Annotated in this window: 19 protein-coding genes; 15 read left to right on the plus strand and 4 right to left on the minus strand. The window is 36.7% G+C overall.

What is annotated here, in order from left to right:
- Positions 1-44 precede the first annotated feature (44 nt).
- Positions 45-3,005, minus strand: coding sequence for a glycosyltransferase family 117 protein (locus CHB71_RS09840; RefSeq protein ID WP_089356737.1), 2,961 nt, complete (start codon positions 3,003-3,005; stop codon positions 45-47).
- Positions 3,006-3,254: 249 nt separating this feature from the next.
- A complete protein-coding gene (locus CHB71_RS09845) occupies positions 3,255-3,902 on the minus strand; it encodes a hypothetical protein (protein WP_089356738.1) in 648 nt (215 codons plus the stop codon).
- 15 nt (positions 3,903-3,917) lie between these two features.
- Here CHB71_RS09845 and CHB71_RS09850 point away from each other — a divergent pair, with 15 nt between their 5' ends.
- Positions 3,918-5,105: a tetratricopeptide repeat protein gene (locus tag CHB71_RS09850; protein ID WP_089356739.1), complete on the plus strand. Its 1,188-nt coding sequence runs from the start codon at positions 3,918-3,920 to the stop codon at positions 5,103-5,105.
- Here the strand turns inward: CHB71_RS09850 and CHB71_RS09855 are convergent.
- Both CHB71_RS09855 and CHB71_RS09860 read right to left on the minus strand, forming a co-directional pair.
- Positions 5,102-6,172 (minus strand): glycosyltransferase family 4 protein, encoded by a 1,071-nt coding sequence (locus tag CHB71_RS09855; RefSeq protein ID WP_089356740.1) that lies wholly within the window; start codon positions 6,170-6,172, stop codon positions 5,102-5,104. The two genes, CHB71_RS09850 and CHB71_RS09855, sit on opposite strands and share 4 nt — an antisense overlap.
- Positions 6,172-7,167, minus strand: a complete 996-nt coding sequence (locus CHB71_RS09860) for an NAD-dependent epimerase/dehydratase family protein (protein WP_089356741.1) — start codon at positions 7,165-7,167, stop codon at positions 6,172-6,174. The genes CHB71_RS09855 and CHB71_RS09860 overlap by 1 nt, the downstream gene beginning before the upstream one ends.
- An 18-nt stretch (positions 7,168-7,185) precedes the next feature.
- Between CHB71_RS09860 and CHB71_RS09865 the strand changes: the two genes are divergently transcribed.
- The 14 genes from CHB71_RS09865 (at position 7,186) to CHB71_RS09930 (ending at position 21,379) form a co-directional block, all read left to right on the plus strand.
- Positions 7,186-7,974: a class I SAM-dependent methyltransferase gene (locus CHB71_RS09865; RefSeq protein WP_089356742.1), complete on the plus strand. Its 789-nt coding sequence runs from the start codon at positions 7,186-7,188 to the stop codon at positions 7,972-7,974.
- 61 nt (positions 7,975-8,035) lie between these two features.
- Positions 8,036-8,425, plus strand: coding sequence for a polysaccharide biosynthesis protein (locus CHB71_RS09870; protein WP_089356743.1), 390 nt, complete (start codon positions 8,036-8,038; stop codon positions 8,423-8,425).
- Between the two features lie 4 nt (positions 8,426-8,429).
- Positions 8,430-9,758 carry a hypothetical protein gene (locus tag CHB71_RS09875; RefSeq protein ID WP_144017383.1) on the plus strand — a complete coding sequence of 443 codons (1,329 nt, stop codon included), beginning with the start codon at positions 8,430-8,432 and terminating at the stop codon, positions 9,756-9,758.
- Positions 9,730-10,821, plus strand: a complete 1,092-nt coding sequence (locus CHB71_RS09880; RefSeq protein WP_089356745.1) for an acyltransferase family protein — start codon at positions 9,730-9,732, stop codon at positions 10,819-10,821. Before CHB71_RS09875 ends, CHB71_RS09880 begins: the two co-directional genes overlap by 29 nt.
- Positions 10,818-12,191 (plus strand): oligosaccharide flippase family protein, encoded by a 1,374-nt coding sequence (locus CHB71_RS09885; protein ID WP_179213370.1) that lies wholly within the window; start codon positions 10,818-10,820, stop codon positions 12,189-12,191. The genes CHB71_RS09880 and CHB71_RS09885 overlap by 4 nt, the downstream gene beginning before the upstream one ends.
- Positions 12,188-12,925 (plus strand): class I SAM-dependent methyltransferase, encoded by a 738-nt coding sequence (locus CHB71_RS09890; protein WP_089356747.1) that lies wholly within the window; start codon positions 12,188-12,190, stop codon positions 12,923-12,925. Before CHB71_RS09885 ends, CHB71_RS09890 begins: the two co-directional genes overlap by 4 nt.
- Positions 12,922-14,139, plus strand: coding sequence for a glycosyltransferase (locus tag CHB71_RS09895; protein ID WP_144017384.1), 1,218 nt, complete (start codon positions 12,922-12,924; stop codon positions 14,137-14,139). Before CHB71_RS09890 ends, CHB71_RS09895 begins: the two co-directional genes overlap by 4 nt.
- A gap of 7 nt (positions 14,140-14,146) precedes the next feature.
- Positions 14,147-15,202 (plus strand): glycosyltransferase family protein, encoded by a 1,056-nt coding sequence (locus CHB71_RS09900; RefSeq protein ID WP_089356749.1) that lies wholly within the window; start codon positions 14,147-14,149, stop codon positions 15,200-15,202.
- A gap of 314 nt (positions 15,203-15,516) precedes the next feature.
- Positions 15,517-16,416 carry a glycosyltransferase family protein gene (locus CHB71_RS09905; RefSeq protein ID WP_144017385.1) on the plus strand — a complete coding sequence of 300 codons (900 nt, stop codon included), beginning with the start codon at positions 15,517-15,519 and terminating at the stop codon, positions 16,414-16,416.
- A complete protein-coding gene (gene wecB / locus CHB71_RS09910; protein ID WP_089356751.1) occupies positions 16,413-17,516 on the plus strand; it encodes a non-hydrolyzing UDP-N-acetylglucosamine 2-epimerase in 1,104 nt (367 codons plus the stop codon). The genes CHB71_RS09905 and wecB overlap by 4 nt, the downstream gene beginning before the upstream one ends.
- Positions 17,513-18,736, plus strand: a complete 1,224-nt coding sequence (locus tag CHB71_RS09915) for a glycosyltransferase (RefSeq protein WP_089356752.1) — start codon at positions 17,513-17,515, stop codon at positions 18,734-18,736. The genes wecB and CHB71_RS09915 overlap by 4 nt, the downstream gene beginning before the upstream one ends.
- A gap of 42 nt (positions 18,737-18,778) precedes the next feature.
- Positions 18,779-19,747 (plus strand): glycosyltransferase family 2 protein, encoded by a 969-nt coding sequence (locus CHB71_RS09920; RefSeq protein ID WP_089356753.1) that lies wholly within the window; start codon positions 18,779-18,781, stop codon positions 19,745-19,747.
- A complete protein-coding gene (locus CHB71_RS09925; RefSeq protein ID WP_089356754.1) occupies positions 19,744-20,598 on the plus strand; it encodes a class I SAM-dependent methyltransferase in 855 nt (284 codons plus the stop codon). Before CHB71_RS09920 ends, CHB71_RS09925 begins: the two co-directional genes overlap by 4 nt.
- Positions 20,591-21,379: a sulfotransferase gene (locus tag CHB71_RS09930; protein WP_089356755.1), complete on the plus strand. Its 789-nt coding sequence runs from the start codon at positions 20,591-20,593 to the stop codon at positions 21,377-21,379. The genes CHB71_RS09925 and CHB71_RS09930 overlap by 8 nt, the downstream gene beginning before the upstream one ends.
- The last annotated feature ends 3 nt before the right edge of the window (positions 21,380-21,382 follow it).

Raw genomic sequence — 21,382 nt, forward strand, 5'->3', positions numbered from 1 at the left:
CTTGCTAAACAAGAGGTTTTTCTTTTTAAATGCTGTTCAAACTATTATCCACCAGCCTGCAGTTGTGAGTAGTATGAGTTGAATAGCTCTTCATACGCTGCAGCCTTTTCTCTTTCGCCGTTTGCTCGGTAAGCCCTCGCTAGCTCATTCAAAGAAAGTAGATGTTTTTGAAGCTCATTCGTTTCAGGACTATCGGTTGCGAAGTAAAAGTCCAGCCATTGAGAAGCGTTCTCCGAAGTGATTTCAGCAACATAATCTGCAAGCTCAGGCTCACCTACTTTTAATAGCATGCCTACTTGCTGCACGCTAAAGAAGTCTAGTGGCACAGCTTCATTAGGCATCACTTCCAGACATTTTTTCAGGACCTCAGCAGCTCGTGCATAGTCACCTTCATTAATCAGATTTTCAGCCAGTGTATTGAAAGTTGATCTTGAGTTCAAAACAAAACCCGTGTAATCTTGTGTGTAGTAAACGCTTGGGTCATCCAGGTTTGTCCAGGTGAATTTGTTCATCACATTGTCATACATCACTTCGGTATTGACCGGATATCCTGAACGGGAATTAGCATTTCGAATTGGAAGAACTCTGTATGCCATTCCTTCTTGAACCACATTTTGTCTTAAGTCAAAATTGAGTTGAGCAATAGAAGTATTATTCAAATAGATTGGACGTTCCCAATTGGAGTTTATTAGTAAATCCAGAAACGCCAGGTCTTTCTTCTCAAGTGCTCTTCCTTTTACTTTCAACACCATACGATCTACAATTTGATCATGCATGTCTTCCGGCACGATCTGCTTTGCTTTTTCAGTATCTACGTCAATAAAAAGCGTACGTGCAGGAACAGAATTGTAAGCACTTATAGACGTAGGGATTTGCAATCCGGGATTTTCATCCTCAATAAATTTCAACAAAAGTTTAGCATTGATCGCATTTCCCTGAAGCTCATCGCGTTCGTAAACAGGCAAGTAATCATTTAGTCCTCCTTGCTGATAATGGCCAATTGGTAATCCGTAAGGAAGTGGATCAGATTCATAAGCTTGTCTGGCTGATTGCTGAATGTACCAGTCCGTATTGTAATAGCTAAGGACAAGCACTCTTACATCCGTCCTGAATCCTTCAACCTCCTGTGCATACCATAGCGGGAATGTGTCATTATCTCCACCCGTAAAAATGATGCCATTTGGAGCCACTGACGATAAGTAATTTTTAGCCGCATCCACAGAAAAATAACGATCTGAACGGTCGTGATCGTCCCAGTTTTCGCTTGCCATTAGAGCTGGAATTGATAAACCTATGACTGTTGCAAGCACAGCAGCTATTTTTTTCTGCTTCGAAATGTTTTTGAGTATATCGTAAAGGGCAAGTACTCCAAACCCTATCCATATTGTGAAAATGTAAAATGAGCCGGCATAGATGTAGTCTCGTTCACGTGGCTCCACCGGTGGTGTGTTTAGGTAAAGAACAATGGCAATACCGGTCATGAAAAATAGTAATGCGGTTGCCGAAAAGAGTTTTACATCTTTTTTGTACTGAATGAACATCCCAAATAATCCTAGCAATAATGGAAGCCCGAAATAAATATTTCGTCCCTTATTGCTCGCTAAAATATCAGGTAGCTTCTCAAATGCTCCAGATATTCCAACCCAACCTGCACCCTGAATGTCACTTTCTCTACCAGAAAAATTCCACATAAAGTATCTGAAATACTGATGCCCTAGCTGATGCACAATCAGGTAGTAGAAATTATCCCCCCAACTCGGTTTTTCTCCTTCCTTTAATCCTGTTACCTGCCTGTATTTTCTGATATGGTTCGGGGCTGAACTATACATCCTCGGTAGGATAGTGGTATGCTTTGGATCATAAACCTGCGTGACCTTATAATCCTTTATTACATACTCATCATCACCTCTCATGTAAACAGGAGAGCCTTTTTTATTTTCTATTAGGTCTGCTGTATAATAGGGACCTTTAAATAGCGGACGGCTACCGTACTGTTCCCTTTTTAGGTAGGAAACGAACGAGATGATTTCCTCAGGATTGTTCTCATCGATAGGTGGATTGTAATTGCTCCTAATCACAGCAATTGCATATGAAGAGTAACCAATAAGAATAAATGCCAGCGCTAATAAAGATGTATTTAAAACGTACTTGTTATGCTTAATGGAATAATGAATGCCGTAAACAAGACCCCCTAAGACTAAAAGGCCAAAGAAGATCACTCCAGATCCAAATGGAAGGCCGAGGCTATTCACAAAGAAGATCTCAATTTTTCCTGCCATAGAAGGAAGGCCTGGAATAACTCCTTCCAGTACAATCAGAACGATAGCAGCAGATATCGCCATGGTATAAAAGATGCCTTTCTTAGTGACGTTCTCATAGTATTTGAAATAGACGATTAATCCTAGCACAGGAATGGCAACTAAGTTGAGTAAGTGCACGCCGATGGAAAGCCCCATCATATATGCGATCAGGATTAACCATCGCGCTCTGTCTTGCTCTTTGCTCATATTTTCCCATTTGAGAATAGCCCAAAAAACGAAAGAGGTGAAGAACGCCGACATTCCATACACTTCAGCTTCAACGGCTGAAAACCAGAAAGAGTCTGAGAATGTACATGCCATCGCTCCAACAAGACCGGTCCCCATAATCGCTATCGTGTCAGCAGTTGTTTCTTCCCCTTTTTTGATTTTCATCACCCGCTTAGCCAGGTGTGTGATCGACCAGAATATAAAGAGCACGAAAAATGCACTACTTACTACACTGAGCATATTTACCCAAAATGCAACTTGGGTTACGTCTCCTCCTGCAAGCATGGAAAACATGCGCCCGGTAAGTAAAAAGAAAGGTGCGCCCGGAGGGTGAGGCACTTCCAGCTTGTACGAGCAAGCGATAAACTCACCTGCGTCCCAAAAAGAAGCTGTGGGCTCTACAGTAAGGCAATAGGTAATAAATGCGATCAAAAAGGCAATCCAGCCGGTGATGATATTGATTTTTTGGTATCCCATAGTCGAATTCATGTGAAAGGGCGAAAATAGCAATTAACCTGAAGATTTCAGGTGATTTGAACTGTCATTACAAATTGACATGCAAGGTATTGAAAAATTGTACGTATTGAGGAGGTTTTACGCTAGCCCAGCAAAACGGATGAATTTTTTAACATCTTTTAAGCAAAGAAAGTAACGGGGACGCCCTTACGCACCTTCCTTGCGGCCACACCGGCGCTGGCGGGTGGGCCGCTGGTCCTGCATATTTGATCAATAAACGGCCAGGTAGAATGCCAGCCAGACAAAAAAGAATAGCACATAGGTGCTAAGGATAATGTACGTTGAAATTTTTAAGCTTTTCCCGCTAAGGAAATAGATACCAAATACAAGCGCTGGCCAGTATAAAGCTTCAAAAATATTTATTGACTTGAGTGGGTAATGCCACTTTGGTGCGATTTGTGTGTAATCAACAAGGTTAATGAGTGAAAATGGATAGAAAGCCATGTAGTCATTGTAGTCCGGGTCGGTATACATCAGTGTAAACCAAAGCACCTTTACTACCTCCGGCAAAAAGAAAATGATTTCGGCAAACATCACCATTTTCCATAATTGATTGAAATGAAGACGATATCCAAACATGAAGCAGCCAATCCAAAGTGTGAGTGTGGTCCATGTCCACTTCCAGGCGAGGAAAATAGGTACACTTAAATACTGAATGCCATATAAAATGTCAAATACCCATATATCTCCTCTTTCGTTTAGCACTTCAAAAGCCGCAATAGAATCTATGATGAAAATACGCTTAACAAAAAGTAATGCGATGTATGTCATGCAGATAATGAAAAACATACCTGCTACGTTGAAGTTGAACCAATCTTCAAGGAATTGCTTTCTGTATTTTTTAAACCGGTCGGTCATATAGATTTGCGTAAAATGAAATTGCACGTCAAAAATATCATTGCTTCATGCTTAATCCTACTTACGGTGGGAGTGTATGCTCAGCGGCAAAACGGGCTATCGGGCGGTGATAGCACAAAGTATAGCTTGCTAATAAATCCTTTCATTGAAATTGAAAGTACTGAGGCGATCAATTCCATGTACAACTTTGAGTTTAAAAAGGCACATAGTCACTTCAATTACCTACAGAAAAAGTATCCATGGCATCCACTGCCATATTTATTAAAAGGGCTTAACTATTGGTGGAGAATCGTTCCCAATTATCAAAATAAGGAATGGGATGAAGAGTTTCTGGCGTATATGGATACCACCAAGATATTGGCGGAAAACGTGAGAGATAACTTCAATGAGATTGAAGGGTCATTTTTTTTAGCGGCTGCATATGCCTTTGAGGGTAGATTATACTCCGAACGCAGAGATTATCGGAAGGCAGCTTTTGCCGGGAGCAGATCTTTAAAATACCTAAGCGAATGTAGAGGTCATGAAGATTACAGTCCGGAGCTGCTGTTTGGAGATGCGCTCTTTAACTACTATGCCGAATGGATACGGGAAGAATACCCATTACTCCGGCCATTGATGGTATTCTTTCCCAAAGGGGATAAGGAAGAAGGAGTAAAACAACTCAAAGAGGTAGCTCGAAATGCATTTTACTCTCGTACCGAAGCTCAGTATTATCTCATGCGTATCCTGGCGATGGAAGAAAATGATTTCGCAGGGGCACTTCAGGTTAGTAGCTATCTGTATGAGCAATTTCCGAATAATGCCTACTTCCACAGATATTATGCGCGTTTGTTGTATCAGACTGGTCAGTATTCAAAGTCAGAAACACTTTCCAAAGAGATGTTAACCCGGCTGGATGATGGTTGGGCTGGTTATGAGCCCAATAGTGGCAGGTATGCCTGTTTCTTCCTCGGTCATATAAATGAAATCAGGAGAAATTATGCTGAGGCAAAGAAATATTATCACAGAGGATTAAAATACGCTGAAGAAGTAGATGCTACGGATCGAGGCTATTACTTTTATTCGCTCTTGCATTTGGGCGAAATAGCAGAAAAAGAGGGTGATGAAGATTTAGCGAAAGACTATTACAAACAAGTAAAGAAGGCAGCTAAGAGAAGTCACTCTGCTCATGAAGGTGCAAGAAGAAGGTTAAAGGAGCTTTAAAATTGAAAGGCTTTCAGCCATTTTTCCTTGTTGGCATCTACACTGTAGTTTTCTTCTACCGTTTTTCTTCCGGCTTTTCCCATTTTTTTTCGCAGTTGTTCATCTTCAATAAGCAGGGATAATTTTTCTATCCATTCTTCTGTTGAGCCTGCCAAAAAACCATTTTCTCCATCAACGATGATATCCGAATTGACGCCAACTGGCGACATTATGGCTGGTATTTCCAGCGCCATATATTGGAGGCCTTTTAGTCCGCATTTTCCCTTACTCCACTCATCATCAGGCAATGGCATTATACCAATATCTATTTCACATAAGTCAGAAACCTCTGTTTTTGCTTTCCATGGAAGACCATTAATGTTAAGTTCCTTATTGGTATAGTTTCCGTCCCCGATTACTTTAAAATATATTTTGTCTTTGTACTTTTCATTTATGACTTTAAGAGCTTCTAATGCACTTTCAAAATGTTTGATTGTAGAAAAGCTCCCACTCCATCCAATACATACCTTATTTGAATCCTTACTTACCTCCATACGCTGATATTCCTTGAGATCAATCGTAGTAGGAATAATGGTGACGTTAGAGGTATGTTGCTTGGCATAGTCTGCTAAATACTGATTGCCGGCTATTGTGAGGTCACAATAGGATATGATTTTTCCTGTTTTTGAAGGGTTTTTCAACTTCTGAAAAAATGTCTGATTAGGATTTTCATCCTGCAACCAAATTGAGTCATCAAAATCAAAAATGAGTTTTGCGTTAGATTTTTTCAGTAACCATTCAAAGAACGTCCCAAAGAAAAAAGCATCTCGGTAGATGAAGATGTAATCGAATTTGTGCGCTCTAAGAAGGTCTTTGATTCGTGTCAGAAGGGCTGAGAGACCAACAAATACTTTTCCAAATACATTGCCAGCGCCATAAAACACCTTGTCCTGCTTTTGGTTGAGCATGGGTGAGTAGGTGACATCAAAACCATTCTGTTCCAGAAAAGCGAGGTATTGTTCATGCCTGAAGCGCTGGCCCGGTGATCGTTCTTTTCTATGAAGTGTAAGAAAAAGTATTCTGGGCATCAGTCTTCCAGCCAAACAGGCGGTAATTTTTCAGTGATTTCAATGTTTTCGAATTTAGAGCTCTTTTTTGCTCCGGTAGCTTTAGCCCAGCCTACCATACCTTTCAAACCCTCTTCAAGGCTGGTTTTACTGTACTCACCAAATATTTTCTTGATTTTAGAATGGTCTGAATGAGCATGTACTACTTCATTTCTGGCATCAAGAAAACGAAGCTCACTTTTCATTCCCATCGCATCTATGACTGCATTCGCCAGCTCTTTTACTGTGTATTCTTTATCGGCCCCTATATTGAAAACCTCTCCGTAGCATTCCTTGTGATCAACGCAATTAGCAATAATTGGAGCGATATCTCCAACATACGTAAATGCTCTCGTCTGGCTGCCATCACCAAAAACTGTAAGCGGGTTTCCCTGCATTAGCTGATTCATGAAAATTCCTACTACGTTTCTATATCTATCACCTAGATTTTGATATTCACCATAGACATTGTGTGGTCTGAAAATAACATAGTCAAGCCCAAACATTTCATGCGACACCTTGAGGTCCATTTCTACCGCAAGTTTTGCAATTCCATATGGATCCTCAGGCTCTGGAGTCATGTCCTCCCTCATGGGAGGAGGTAATGCGCCGTATGTGGCAATGGAAGATGTAAAGACAAAGCATTTAACTTTATGCTTGACTGACTCATTGATTAGGTTTACACTGCCCGTCAAATTATTAGAGTAGTTGAATCGTTTGATAAAATGACTCAATCCCTCGGCAGCATATGCAGCTAGATGATAGACATATTCTATTTCATATTCATTAAATAATTTCTGAAGCAATTCATGGTCTAGAATTGTCCCCTCAATAAATATGGCCTTTTCAGGAACGTTCTCTTTAAATCCACCGCTCAAATCGTCAAGAACTATAACTTGCTTGCCGCTTGATAATAGACTTCTTGCGACATGTGCTCCAATAAATCCGGCTCCTCCGGTTACTAATGAATAGGGCATTAACTTTACTTTTTCGAGATGAGTACAGAATTAATTAAGGATGGCAAAGAAAGCGAACAATTGGAATCGGTTCGTGATTTTTTCGATGGACATGCATCAGAATATAAAAAGAAATATGAAAAGAAGAATATTTTCTATGAGTACTTTTTTTATGAGAGATTAGCTAAAGCGACTGATGGAGTTGAGTTCACAGGTAAATCCATTCTAGATGTTGGAGCAGGGACCGGACCTCTATATGACTACCTTCAGACGAAAAAGTGGAATGATTTCACAAAATACACTGCTACAGATATTTCTTCAGAGATGCTTAAAAAGAGCCATATTCCTGAAGAACAGCAACTCGCTGGTGACTTTTTGAAGTTAAAATTTGAGGAGAAGTATGATCTGATCTATATGCTTGGAGTCACCACTTATTTAAGAAAGGATCAAATGCAACAATATCTATCAAAAATAAGCAGTTTATTAAATGAAGAGGGGTTATTCATTGTATCGTTTACTAACAAAAACTCGCTCGATATATTAATTAGGAGGCTTGTAAGGCCATTTGTAAGATTATTTGCCGGTAAAAACCGAGTACTTTCTCAGGATTTCACATCATCATATTATTCAAAAAAAGAATGTATCAATCTAATTGAGGATCAATTTAATACCAGGGAAATAATTGGCCTAAATCATACTTTTTTTCCGCTTAGCAGAATAGTACCCGGTGTTTCTATAAAAATTGCTACAGCTATCTCTAAATTGCGAATGAAAACATTAAAACGGTTTTTTAGTAGTGACTTACTAATTAAAGCCATCAGCAAGTAATGGATAACATTGCGATAATTGGGGGTACAGGTACATTGGGTAAATCAATGGAAAAATAAAAATGGAGGCTGAGGAAATTTTCAAAAAGGAAAATAAGAATCCATCTAGAAACCTTGGAGTTGTAAAGCTTGGAAATACTATAGGAGCAAGAGGGTCTGTATTTGAACCCTTTAAGAAACAAGGAAAATCAGGAATACTAAAATTAACACACCCTGAAGCTACCAGATTTTGTATTAGTCAAAGTAAAGCAGCCAATTTCATTTTAAAGGCATTAAAGTCTCAGACCGAATTTATTGAAACCCTGAAAATGAAGGCATTCAAAGTGATTGAATTGGCTCGTGATCTTGCTCCTGGGTGCAGCATTGAGATATCAGGGTTGAGACCTGGAGGTAGGTTGTATGAAGAGATTGATGGAAATAGCTCTAAGGCAATTCAAGAATTAAAACTTTAATTTTTTGGGAATAAAAGACTTTATCATAACCCCAATTTACTTAGGATTATTTACTATTCTGGCTATCGTAATACGTCCATATGTTACTACAAGCAGAACTAGAAAATATTTTTTACCAGCATTGTGGGTGAGGTTCATTGGGGCCATTGCATTAGGCGTTATTTATCAGTTTTATTACGGTGGAGGGGATACATTAAACTATTGGGAACACGGTAGTAAATGGATATGGCAAGCACTTAATGAACAACCTGTGGTAGGAATTAAGATGTTATTGGAAGGAGGGAGTAAATGGAATCCAGAAACTTTTTCATATACAAACAATATCTGGTATTATAAGAGTCCTTCATCTTATGCAATTGTAAAAATCACTACAGTATTTGACTTATTTACATTGCATACGTATTCAGCAACTGCCTTATTTTTTTCTGTTTTTAGTTTTTCAGGGTTATGGGCGCTTTTTACCTCATTGCAGAAAAAATATCCTCGTTCAAATAAACTGGTTTTGGGGATATTGTTTTTTCCTTCTTTAATTTTTTGGGGCTCTGGGATTTTAAAAGACACTATTACTATTGGGGCACTTGGATGGATGCTATGGGCATTAATAGAATGGATTGAATTCAGATCACGCAACTATTTCGGGTTAGTAATATTCATAATTGCTTTTATGGCTGTATCTGTGATCAAGTTGTATGTTGTACTTTGTCTTATACCAACTATCATTATATGGTTGTTTCTGAAATATTTAAGAGTAGTAAAAAGTCTTGTTCTTAGGATTCTCATCATTCCTTTTTTGATAATTGTTTGTGGAGTGGGGGCATATCTGATTTTACAACAAATTACAGAAGGTAATAGACAGTACGAATTAACTAATTTGGCTGAAAGAGCCAAGATAACGGCCTATGACATTAGGTATGGTTGGGGAGCTCGGCTGGAAGGTGATGGAGGATATGATTTAGGTGAGCTGGATGGAACTTGGAGTAACATGGTTCAATTAGCTCCTAAAGCAGTTGTTGTTTCACTATTCAGACCCTTCCCATGGGAAGTAAGAAACCCCCTGATGTTATTAGCTTCTTTAGAGAGTATTGTTATTTTAATCCTTGTCATCAGGCTTTTTACAAGACCAATGGGAATTACAAAAATCATGAAAGACCCATTTTTGATTTTCTGTTTAGCTTTCACGATTTTATTCTCGTTTGCTATCGGAATAAGTTCTTATAATTTCGGAACATTAATGCGCTATAAAATCCCGATGATTCCATTGCTTTTAACATTCCTTTTGGTCAATACGTCAGCCACAAATTCAAATGAAAAAAGTATACTTCACCAATCTTGATGGTCTTAGGTTCTTTGCTTTTTTTGCGGTGTTTCTGGCGCATAGCTTTTATTCAGAGGATACTCGTGTTACTTCTAATGAGATATATCTAAGCATAAGAGAGCTTGGTCATATAGGTATTTTTGGTGTCAACTTCTTCTTTGTTCTTAGTGGCTTTTTGATCACTTATTTGTTGATTCAGGAAAAGAATGAAAATGGCAAGATTAACTTGAAGCATTTTTACGCACGAAGGGTTTTAAGAATCTGGCCATTATACTACACAGTCATTGTAATAGGGTTTGTCTTAATTCCATTCATTCAGCGTGAAATAATGGGGCAAGTAAATTATGAAGAGTCTGCCAACCTTGGACACTACCTTTTATTTGTAAATAATTTTTCAAATGAAACCCCATCTACCGCGGTTCTAGGTATTCTTTGGTCAATTGCTGTGGAAGAGCAATTCTATTTGGTTTGGCCGGTTATAATCGGATTTATGAGCTTCAAAAGATTACCTTTCCTATTTTCATTCATCATAATTGTTTCAGTACTTTTTAGAATTTTTTTGATTGGGTATGGATATAAACATACGCTATCATGCATGTCAGATTTAGCCATAGGTAGCTTATTCGCTTATTATTCTTTCTTTTCAATACGCTTTAGAACTCTTTTTCAAAGTATGAGGTCGTGGCAAATTTTGATTATTTACCTCGTCGGGCTGGGATTATTTTTTATTCGAGATTTATGGTCTGAAATACCTCTTTTGTATTTAAATGAGCGACTATTATTTTCATTATTTTTTGCATTTGTAATTCTGGAGCAGACTTATTCACGATCGATATTTAAAATAGGGAAATTGAAGCTTATAAGTAGATTAGGGCAAGTCACTTATGGGTTATACATGCTCCATTTTATAGCAATTTATATTGTGGCGAAACTTATCCAATATTTAATGAAAACAAGCTTGGTTTCAGTTTTGGTTATAGAGCCCGTAATATCACTTTTGCTTGCTGTCATTTTGAGCTATTTCAGTTTTTATTTATTAGAAAAGCCGTTTCTCAATCTTAAAAGGAAATTTGGAGCGTGAAGTCTTTCAATGATTATCTAGTCGGGATCGCTAAACTGCTAAAGACTCGTGGGTCATTTGTTCAGAATTTTTCAATTGTTTTTGGGGGGAAATCACTTGCTGTCATTCTAGGCATTTTTATAACACCAATCCTTGCCCGAATTTACTCACCTGAAGCTTACGGATTATATGCCATTTACTTTGCTCTTGTTGCGAATTTTAGCTTGGTGATCTCGCTAAGGCTGCCTATGGCATTTATTCTCGCTACTGACGAACAAGAATTCAAGACAATTTTAAAAGTAACGATGAGCTTTGTGCTTTATTTAACAGTACTAATATTGTTGATGTTTTTGTTGTGGAGAGTTGAGATTTTCGATCTGTTTAATGCAAAAAAATTAAACTCAGTCTGGTATGTAATAATCATAGGTACACTTCTGCATGCAATAACATCTATGTTAGGTAGTTGGAATGTTCGAGAGAAAGCTTTTAAGGTGTCAACTACTGTCGCTTTATCAGAAGCTACGACAATAAAAGCATCCAATTTACTCATCGGAATAAAAACAGCGGGAAACTCCTTTGGTCTCATTATTGGAGATTTAATTGGAAAAATTGTAAATCTTATTTTCCAATTTGTATTTTTTATCAGAAATAGAAGTGCTTACCTTATTCCTTGCTTTTCGTTCAAATTACAGCGAGAAACCCTCTCCAAACATTGGAAGTATCCAGTCATTTTGCTACCTACATCATGGATAGCAGTCATTAGTAATAATCTAGTGATTTTTTATATCACCTATCAATTCGATATTTCCATTTTGGGAGAATTTAGCATGAGCTCAAGTTTAATACTAATCCCTGTAAATCTTATAGCCAACTCATCACAACCAATTCTAATGCAGCGTATGGTAGAATTGAATAATGATGATAAAAGTATCGCAATACCTTTAGTTAAGTATGTTTCAACAATCATCTATGGTGCTGCTATTTGCTGTCCGTTGATTATCCTACTTAGCGAACCTTTAATTTCTGTATTTCTTGGAGACAAATGGCAAAATACACCTCAAATAATTGAGGTATTAAGCCCAACATTGCTATTTCAAATACTCTTTATTTCTCTGGCAGGTGTTTTGATTGCATTAGAGAAGAAAGAAAGACTATTTCGTCTTCAAGTAATAAGGCTACTTACTTTGTCTGTCCTTTTTGTGACTTCAAACTTATTAAATCTTGATTTTTATCAAACAATAATGGTGTATTCAGTTGGTTTTTCACTGCTGTCATTTGTATTGATACTTAATATTCTCAAGTCAATTGATGCTTTAAAAAGTAATCAGCTGATTTGGCCATTTATTAGTTTTATATCTCTTTGCTCAATTACTTTTTTGATAACAAGATGACAATTTCGAATCAACAGGTTAAAACGTTTTACGATGAGTTCACCATTTCTCAGGAAGCTATGGGCATTAATCATAGACACCTGAGCATTCAAAGGCATCTTGAAGAATTTGGCCTTCAAAAAGACAATAATATTCTGGAAATAGGGTGTGGTATAGGAACACTCACAGAATTGATGCTAAGTTACGTTGGAAAGAATGGTAAAATAACAGCAGTGGATGTTAGTGAGAAAAGCATTTCGATAGCGAAAAAAAGACTAGAAGTGTATGACAATGTTAACCTTGAAGTTTTCGACTTCACAAAAGATATAAAGGACGCATTGTTTGACGTTATTGTTCTTCCGGATGTAATCGAACATATACCACTTAAACTTCATGAGAGTCTTTTCTTAAATCTTTCAAAGATGTTAAAAAAAGAAGGGTTTGTTCTTATACACATACCAGATCCAAATTATTTGCAATGGAATATTGATCATAAAAAGGAAGGCTTGCAAATCATAGATCAACCCATTTATACTCACTTACTTGCTACCAATATTGTCAAATCGCAATTATATATTGCATACCTGAAGTCATACTCTTTATATGTTAATAATCCTGATTATCAGGTAGTAGTTCTTAAGAAAAAAGAGGGCCTTGAGATGTATAATTCGATTATGCCTACGAATGATTCTTTACTTAGAAGGATTAAGAGGAAATTCAGATACTTGCGGAGGAAATTAATCTGTCTATTTTGAGACCTTCAAATAGAGACACGTTAGTGCTTTTTACGCTTAGTTATCCGTTTGGCAAGGCGGAAAGTTTTTTGGAGAATGAGATTAAGTATCTATCAAGATTTTTTAAGAAGGTATATGTTTTTCCGTCTGTTTCTGAAGGCTATTCACGACAAATTCCATCTAATGTTCATGTGTTAGATATACCTGGAAAGATGAAAGAGTTTTCTTTCAAAATACTTTTCAAAAATTTTTCATTCTTTTTAAGAATAATATGCTATTCTATTTTTTGTTCAAAAAATAGAATTCAATACCTAAGACACATTAAAAGTGTTGCTCATTATTTTGTGATAGATATTTCTAAAGCAGAGGGAATAAAAGAATGCTTGGATCAGCATAAAATTAGCGATGCCTTTTTTTATGATTACTGGCTTCTCAATTCCAGTTTATCTCTGATTAGCATTAAGGAACAAGGGGTGATTAAGGGCAAAATTATAGCTAGGGCCCATGGATTTGATCTTTATGACAATCGACACATTGAAGGAATTGTACCCTTTAAGGAATTTAAAATAGCTCAGCTGGATCAGCTAGTAACCATATCTCTACATGGCTCTCGGTATCTTAAATCCCAGTTGAACCCTTCGCTTTGTGAAAAAATTGAGACTCATTACCTAGGCGTTGAGTCGCCGCTCAAGATTCCACTTGCTTCAAAAGGGAACTTAATAGTTTCCTGTTCTAATTTGATTGCATTAAAGAGGGTGGATTTGATTGTTAAAGCACTCAAAAATGTTAACCACTCTGCTAAATGGATTCATTTTGGTGGAGGTCCGGAGCTAGATACAATAAAAAAATTATTAAAAGAACTTCCGGATTTTATTGAGGTCAGGTTAGCTGGTGAAGTTTCGAATCAAAAAATTCATGACTTCTATTCAAATAATCATGTTGAGTTATTTGTTTCGTTGAGTGAAAATGAGGGGCTACCCGTATCAATGATGGAAGCTCAATCATATGGCATTCCAATCTTAGGCACGGCCATCAATGGGGTTCCAGAAATTGTTAATGAATCAACAGGTATTTTAGCTCCACTGAATGTTTCGGCCAATTATGTTGCATCTATCATAAATAGAGTATTGAATAGAGAGATAATTTTTGACCGAGGGAAAATAAGAGATCATTTTGCTAATCACTTTAGTGCTGAAGTCAACTATCCAAAATTTATTGAGCAAGTCATGAAGTAGCTACAATATGAATGGCAAGACAATACTTCTTATTTCACCAGAGTCATGGGATGATCATCATGTTTCAAAGCATCATTATGCCGAGGAACTTGCTTTTATGGGCAATCAAGTTTATTTCTTAGAACCAAAATATGAAATTTATAAAGAGCACATTTCCAGTGGTCTAACCTTACTGAGATATAAAAAGCATTTGTCAGGTATGCGTTTTTTACCACGAAAACTCAGGGCTAAAATAATCGTTAAGGATTTTTTGAGAATCCAGGATAACATAGGGCGTAAAATAGATATTATTTGGAACTTTGACAGTTCAAGATTTTATGAGTTGAGTGATATCCCACACCAGGTTCTGAAAATCTGTCATTTAGTTGATTTGAATCAAAATTTTGAATGGACTACACTTGTTAAAACCGCAGACTACTGTTTTTGTGTAGCAAAGCCTATTTTTAAAAGGTTATGTCAGTACAATGCGAATACTCATTTAATAAATCATGGTTATAGAGAATCAAAAGTAACTTTAGATGTCTCTTTACCTGGTGATAATCATATAAAAGCCGTTTATGCAGGTAACTTAGATATAGCATATCTCGATCATCAACTTATTGCGAATTTGATCGAAACATTCACAAATGTAGATTTTATTTTTATTGGAGGATTTTCAGAAAATAACCCACTGCGTCAAATAAGGAAGAAAAATTTATTCTTAACAGGAAAGAAACCAGCAGATTCTTTAAATGCATACTATCGTAAGGCCGATGTTCTACTTCTAGCTTATTTGGCTGATATTTATCAAGATCAGGTTTCTAATTCACATAAAATAATGGAATACCTCGGTTCAGGTAAGACGGTTATTGCATCGAAAACAACGGATTATTTGGATAGTCCTTATATTGAAATGGCTTTTTCAGAAAGTGAATATTTGAAGAAGTTTGATGATATAATTAACAACCTGGAACTTTTCAATGCAGCTTCAAAGCAACAAGAAAGAATTGATTTTGCTAGAAGTAATTCTTATGATAAGCAAATAGCCAGAATCAATAACATTCTGACAGAAAAATCGCAATGAAAAGGGTCTTATTTGTAAGTATTGCTTTTCCTCCTAAAAAAGATCCTGAATGCATCCAAACTGCCAGGTACTTTCATTATCTATCTAAAACAGATAAGTTTTATCTTGATGTTTTGACATCAAAGTCTCCAACATTGTTCATGCCTGAAGATCCTACATTGAACAAATATAATTGCGGATGGGACCATAAGTACGAGCTGAAGATTTTAGAAAATAAATACCTGTCTTTCATTCAGAGAAATCTATGGGAATCCCCGTTAATACTTCCGGATACCAAGGCACATTTTCATAGGCAGTGGAAGAAAGCTGTGAGTATGATTAATAATCCACCTGATATCATTTACTCAAGAAGTTATCCGCTAAGTTCTTCTGTTGCAGCTTATAAATTAGTTAAGTACTTCAAGGTTCCATGGGTGTTACATTTAAGTGACCCTTGGGAAGACTCACCCTTACACCAATATTCCCCAAAGGGAAAATCATATCATAAAATATGGGAAAACTTATGTTTTAACCAAGCGAATGCCATATGTCTTACAAGCCAAAAATCGATTGAATTTTACTCTAAAAAGTATCCTAAATTGGCTAATAAATTTCAGCTTTTCCCTAATGTTTTTGATCCTAGTGAGATTAAAAGAAATCGATATCAAATTCGTGATAAATTAAGGATTGTTTACACAGGAGGGCTTGCTGGAACACGGTCCCCTAATACGTTTTTAGAGGGATTACAACAATTCAATAAGGTGAGTGGGATGAGCAATTTATTAGAAGTCATTTTTGCTGGGCCCTGTGATCGGAAGATGCAGGCCGTAATCAAGAAATTCAATCTTTCAAACTTTAAATATGTAGGATCATTGTCACTCGAAGAGTCGATTAAACTTCAGCGAACAGCGGACATACTTTTGATTATTGATAGTCATATTCATTCTGAGGAGCTGTCAATGTATTTTCCTTCCAAGATTTTAGAGTATCTAATCGCTCAAAGACGAATTGTATCATTGACAACAAAAAATAGTTCCACAGCGCATATAATGAGCCAATTGGGCTTTCATTCTATAGATTTGGAGGATGTGGATGAAATTGCGAATCATTTGGGCTTTCTTGCAGATAAATTGGTCTCAAAATCCTATTCATATTTTCAAATAGAAAATGTTCCAGAAGAATTTAGTGCTTCTTATAATGCGAACAGGCTAGCTGAACTATTAAATAATGTATGAAGAAAGTTGCAGTTATTTTTGGAACCAGACCTGAAGCTATCAAGTTAATTCCTGTTTATTTCGCTTTAAAAGAAGCTAATGTAGAAGTTCATTTGATCTCCACAGGTCAGCACCGGGAGATGCTTAATCAAATATTCAATTTTTTTGAGGTCAAACCGGATATTGATTTGGATCTTATGACGGAAAATCAGGATTTAGTGGACCTATCTTCAGTACTCCTTTCAGGGTTGAGTAAAGTAGTAGAGGACTTGAAGCCATCTCATATCCTTGTGCAAGGTGATACTACAACAGCAATGATTGGATCACTTGTTGGGTTTTATAAGAAAATAAAGGTAGGTCATGTCGAAGCAGGATTACGAACGTATAATAGGTTTTCACCTTATCCGGAGGAAGTGAATAGAAGGATAATTGGTCTGAATGCAGACATCCATTTTGCTCCAACAAGTCGTGCTGAAAAGACCTTGAATGATGAAAAGCTCACGAATATCTATAACGTGGGGAATACAGTCATTGATAGTGTTCTCCTAGCTAAAGCCAAGGTTGAGAAGAATAAAGAATCATATCACAATACATTTCAATTCATTGAGGATTCAAAAAAAATGATCCTTATTACTGGTCATAGAAGAGAAAGTTTTGGAAAGGCGTTTGAGGATATTTGTAATGCGATTCTTCAACTAGCAAATGAGAATCCAGATCTCATTTTTGTTTACCCAGTTCATATGAATCCGCAGGTAAAAAAGCCGGTAGGTAATATTTTGCGAAGTGTTAAAAATGTATATCTAATTGATCCTGTTCCCTACGATCAAATGGTATTTTTAATGATGAATGCACATATTATATTAACAGACTCGGGTGGAATACAAGAAGAAGCTCCCTCACTAAATATACCGGTGATTGTTATGAGGGAGACAACTGAACGTCCCGAAGGGATTGATGAGGGATGTGCGATTTTAAGTGGAACGAGTCACATAGGTATAACAAGTGCTTTCAAGGTTATTTATAATGACATCACAAAATGGAAGCAAATGGCTTCTTCTCCTAATCCTTATGGTGATGGAAAGTCATCTGAAAGAATTGCCAAAATTCTGAGTCAGGAATGAAGACTTCAATTGTATATGTGTACAATAGTTTCAAAGATCCATTGTTTCAAGCAACATTGTGGTTATACCTGAAAGAGGAAGTAAAAAACAGAAGATTCAATTTTTTATTGATTACCTACGAGCAAAAGGAATTTGAGATTTCAAGGGAGGAGAAGAATCAGATTAAAGAGGAATTAAAAGAATTCAACATTACCTGGTATCCTCTTAAATGGCATTCAGGGCGATTCAAGCTAATAAAAAAATTATTTGATTTCATTTCATCCATATTTTTGATAGCTAAACTTTATGTCAGAAAGAAGCCATCATCAATCATTTCACTAGGGACAGTCGCAGGGAGTTTTGCTTACATAGTTTCCAGATTATTTCGTCTAAAAAACTATATCTATCAATATGAGCGACATAGTGAGTTTTTAGCTGATTTTGGCATTTGGAGTAGAAGATCTATTTCATTCCAAATTCTTAACTATTTCGAACGACTATCGGGCAGAAACTCTGAGCTACTCGCTACTGGAACAACCCACATGATTAAAAGGCTCGAACAGGAAGGTGTAAAGGGTGATCTTTATCTTTTACCCAGCTGTGTCAATGATTTCCACTTTCAATTTTCTGCTGAAAGTAGAGATAGAATAAGGGATTTGTTAAAAATTGGTTCCAAAAGAGTGGTAATCTATTTAGGTAAATTTGGGGGTATCTATTTTTCACTTGATGAAGTGTCAGATTTTTTTTATCAGTGGAAATGTTTAGATAAAAAAACGTTTTTCATTGTTTTAACTCCAGAAGATTCTGAAGCTGTTGAAAACCAACTTAAAAATTCTGGGCTTTTACCAGAGTCTTTCTTTATTGGTCACGTACCGCACAGAGAAGTACCAGCTTATTTATCTGCCGCAGATATGGGTATTGTAGCAGTTCCTTCATTCCCATCGCAGAAATTCAGATCCCCAATAAAAGTAGGGGAGTATCTATGCTGTGGCTTACCGTATGTGGTTGGTAGAGAGATTTCAAATGATGATGATGTAGCATTAAAAAGCGACGTTGGGATTGTACTCAATAGTTATAGTATGGAAGAATTAGAAAAAAACTATTCTAAAGTAGAATCCTTTTTTGATGAGGAACGCATTTCATTGAGAAAACGCTGCAGAGATGTGGGGCTTACCTATCGGGGGTTTAGCCGATTAAAAAAGAAGGGAGAGGAGATTTTCGATAAACTTGCATCCTTATAATACTGTTCAAACTGATTATTTTATGAGAATTATTGGCTTTATATGCAAATTGAATTGGATTTATCGATTGTCATAATCAACTACAACACGAATGAATTAACGCGTGACTGTATAGCCTCCATTAAAGAAAATAATCATTCCTTAAATTATGAAATTATTGTTATTGATAATTCTTCGCAAAAGGAAGACCCGGAGGATATAAAGGCAGCCTATCCGGAGATTAATTTAATTACGTCGGACGAAAACCTTGGTTTTGGAAGGGCAAACAACATTGGCATCAAGATATCCAAGGGTAAGTACATTCTGCTTCTGAATTCAGATACTATCATATTGGATGATTGCCTAAGCAACTGTCTGGAATTTATGAAAAGTGAACATGCCAAATCCAATAATATTGGATTGATTGGGTGTAAGGTATTAAATGAGGATCGGACACACCAACCATCAATTTTTAGAGACCATGATCCTTTAACCTATTTCCTTACGTCAAACTTAGTATTATCCCATCTATCGATTAGCAGAAATGCTTTCGATTTTGAGAAAACACAAATAGTTTCTGGTGTCTCTGGCTGTTTTATGATGTTTGATTCAAGTGTTTTTAAGCACATAAAACCTTTTGATCCGGATTTTTTTATGTATGCCGAAGAATCTGAACTTTGCAGAAACAGAGTCTCAAAAAAATTTCGAATATGCTATTTCAGTAACGCATCTATCATCCACTTGGGAGGTCAAAGTTCACCAACATCAAAGGCAAGGTTTCAAAATATGCTCTCATATGCACTTTACAGGTATAAACTGGGGACTGGTGATTATTTTCTCTACCTTATTGCAACCCTTTTAAACGTTCTCACTTTGTTGATTTTTCTACCTATTTTGATACTGACGAAAAAAAAATCTAGGATTTATGAGTTAAAGGGATATTTTTTGATTTTGCCATACCTTCTTTTGTACATTCCAAAATACTCTCGGAAATGGGGAGGCAGGGAAAGTCCATTAAAATTTCATAAATGAATCGAATAATCAAATTTAAAGAATCCATTTTTGAAAAGATTGATAGGCTTTTTATTAGGATAGATAAGGGGCATTTAAGGCGTACTTCCAGCCTAAAACTCATTCCAGCTTTTCAAATGAGAAGAGGAGGTAAGGTTAGTTACGCGGAATGGGCTTATGTCATTGGCATATTCCACACATTAATCGACCAAAACTCAAGTCCTAAATGTCAGATTCTTGATGTCGGGTGCGGAACAGGACTTTTGGGAATTGCAGCATACAATCGGGTGATGAGTGGGGGGAGCTATACTGGAATAAATGTAAATGAAAAAGATGTTGAGTTTTGTCGGTCTAATTTCAAAAATGGGGAATATGATTTCATCCATTTGGATACGTATAATGCGACATACGCAAATAATCAACAAAAGCAGCCAATTCCGTGGAATCTAAGTAATCAGAGCTATGATGTAATAACTGCTCTTTCTGTCTGGACACATTTCAACGAAAATGATGCGAGATATTATCTGAACGAAGCATCAAGGGTTCTGAAAGGAGAAGGGAGGGCAATTATCAGCTTCTTTATACTTGATAAATACTATGATACATTTTTAAAGAACAAGTCAGCGATCCCACAGCATAATGCCTTATCATTTGATTGGACTTTCAATGCTGATGCATATGATTCTTGTAATTGGAAGACTACCAAATGGGCTCTTTCACCAGAAGATGCAATTGCAATAAATGAGGATGGTTTGAATAGTTTGCTTCAGGAATCGGGTCTTGAAATTGATGGAAATTATCCCGGAACCTGGAAAAATTATCCTGGGCTGTATTTTCAAGATATTCTTATTTTGAAAAGAAAAAATGCATAAAACTTTTACTATAGCAGGAATGCATCGCTCCGGAACCAGTCTAATGGCCAATTGGTTTCATAACTCCAATGCATTTTTGGGGTTTGATTTATTGGATGCTGCCTCTTCAAATAAAAAGGGTCATTTTGAAGATGTGGAATTTTTGGAGCTACATAAAAAAGATTTACGAGACAAAGGGTATCATGAGACAGGCCTACTAATTGAGAAAGAAAAAGATTGGTTTTTCAACGATGAAAATCGTTCCATTGCATCTTCAATAATTGATAAAAGAAGTTCGTTCGAATTTTGGGGGTGGAAAGAACCGCGTACCGCTCTCTATTTGGAGCAATGGAAAAAGCTGATACCTCATCTGAAGGTAATTAGTGTATACAGGGAGCCAACCTTAGTCATAGACTCCCTTTATCGAAGGCTTAAACGAAACAAATGGTATTATACCAGAAATCCAATCACACGATTAAAGTGGTGGGTTGATATCGATCATAATCCAAGGAAATGGCACCACAAATTTTCAGCGGTTTATACACATTACAATAAAAAAATCATCGATTTTCACAAAGAGCATCCCAAAGATTCAATTTTGATCAATATTGAAGACTTGTTGACTGGTGAAGAGAAAATTCGGATTGAAATTGAATCATTTTTAAGCCAAAACTTGAATTTTGTGCCTTTTTCGACGGTCTATGAAAAGCAACTGATGAAGGGAAAGACTGATCCTTTAAATTTACCCGAAATTGAATCTTCCATTGAAATTTTTGGGTTAATGGAGGATTTGAAGGTTTAGTGG

This window comes from Ekhidna lutea, assembly GCF_900188325.1.
Lineage (GTDB): Bacteria > Bacteroidota > Bacteroidia > Cytophagales > Cyclobacteriaceae > Ekhidna > Ekhidna lutea.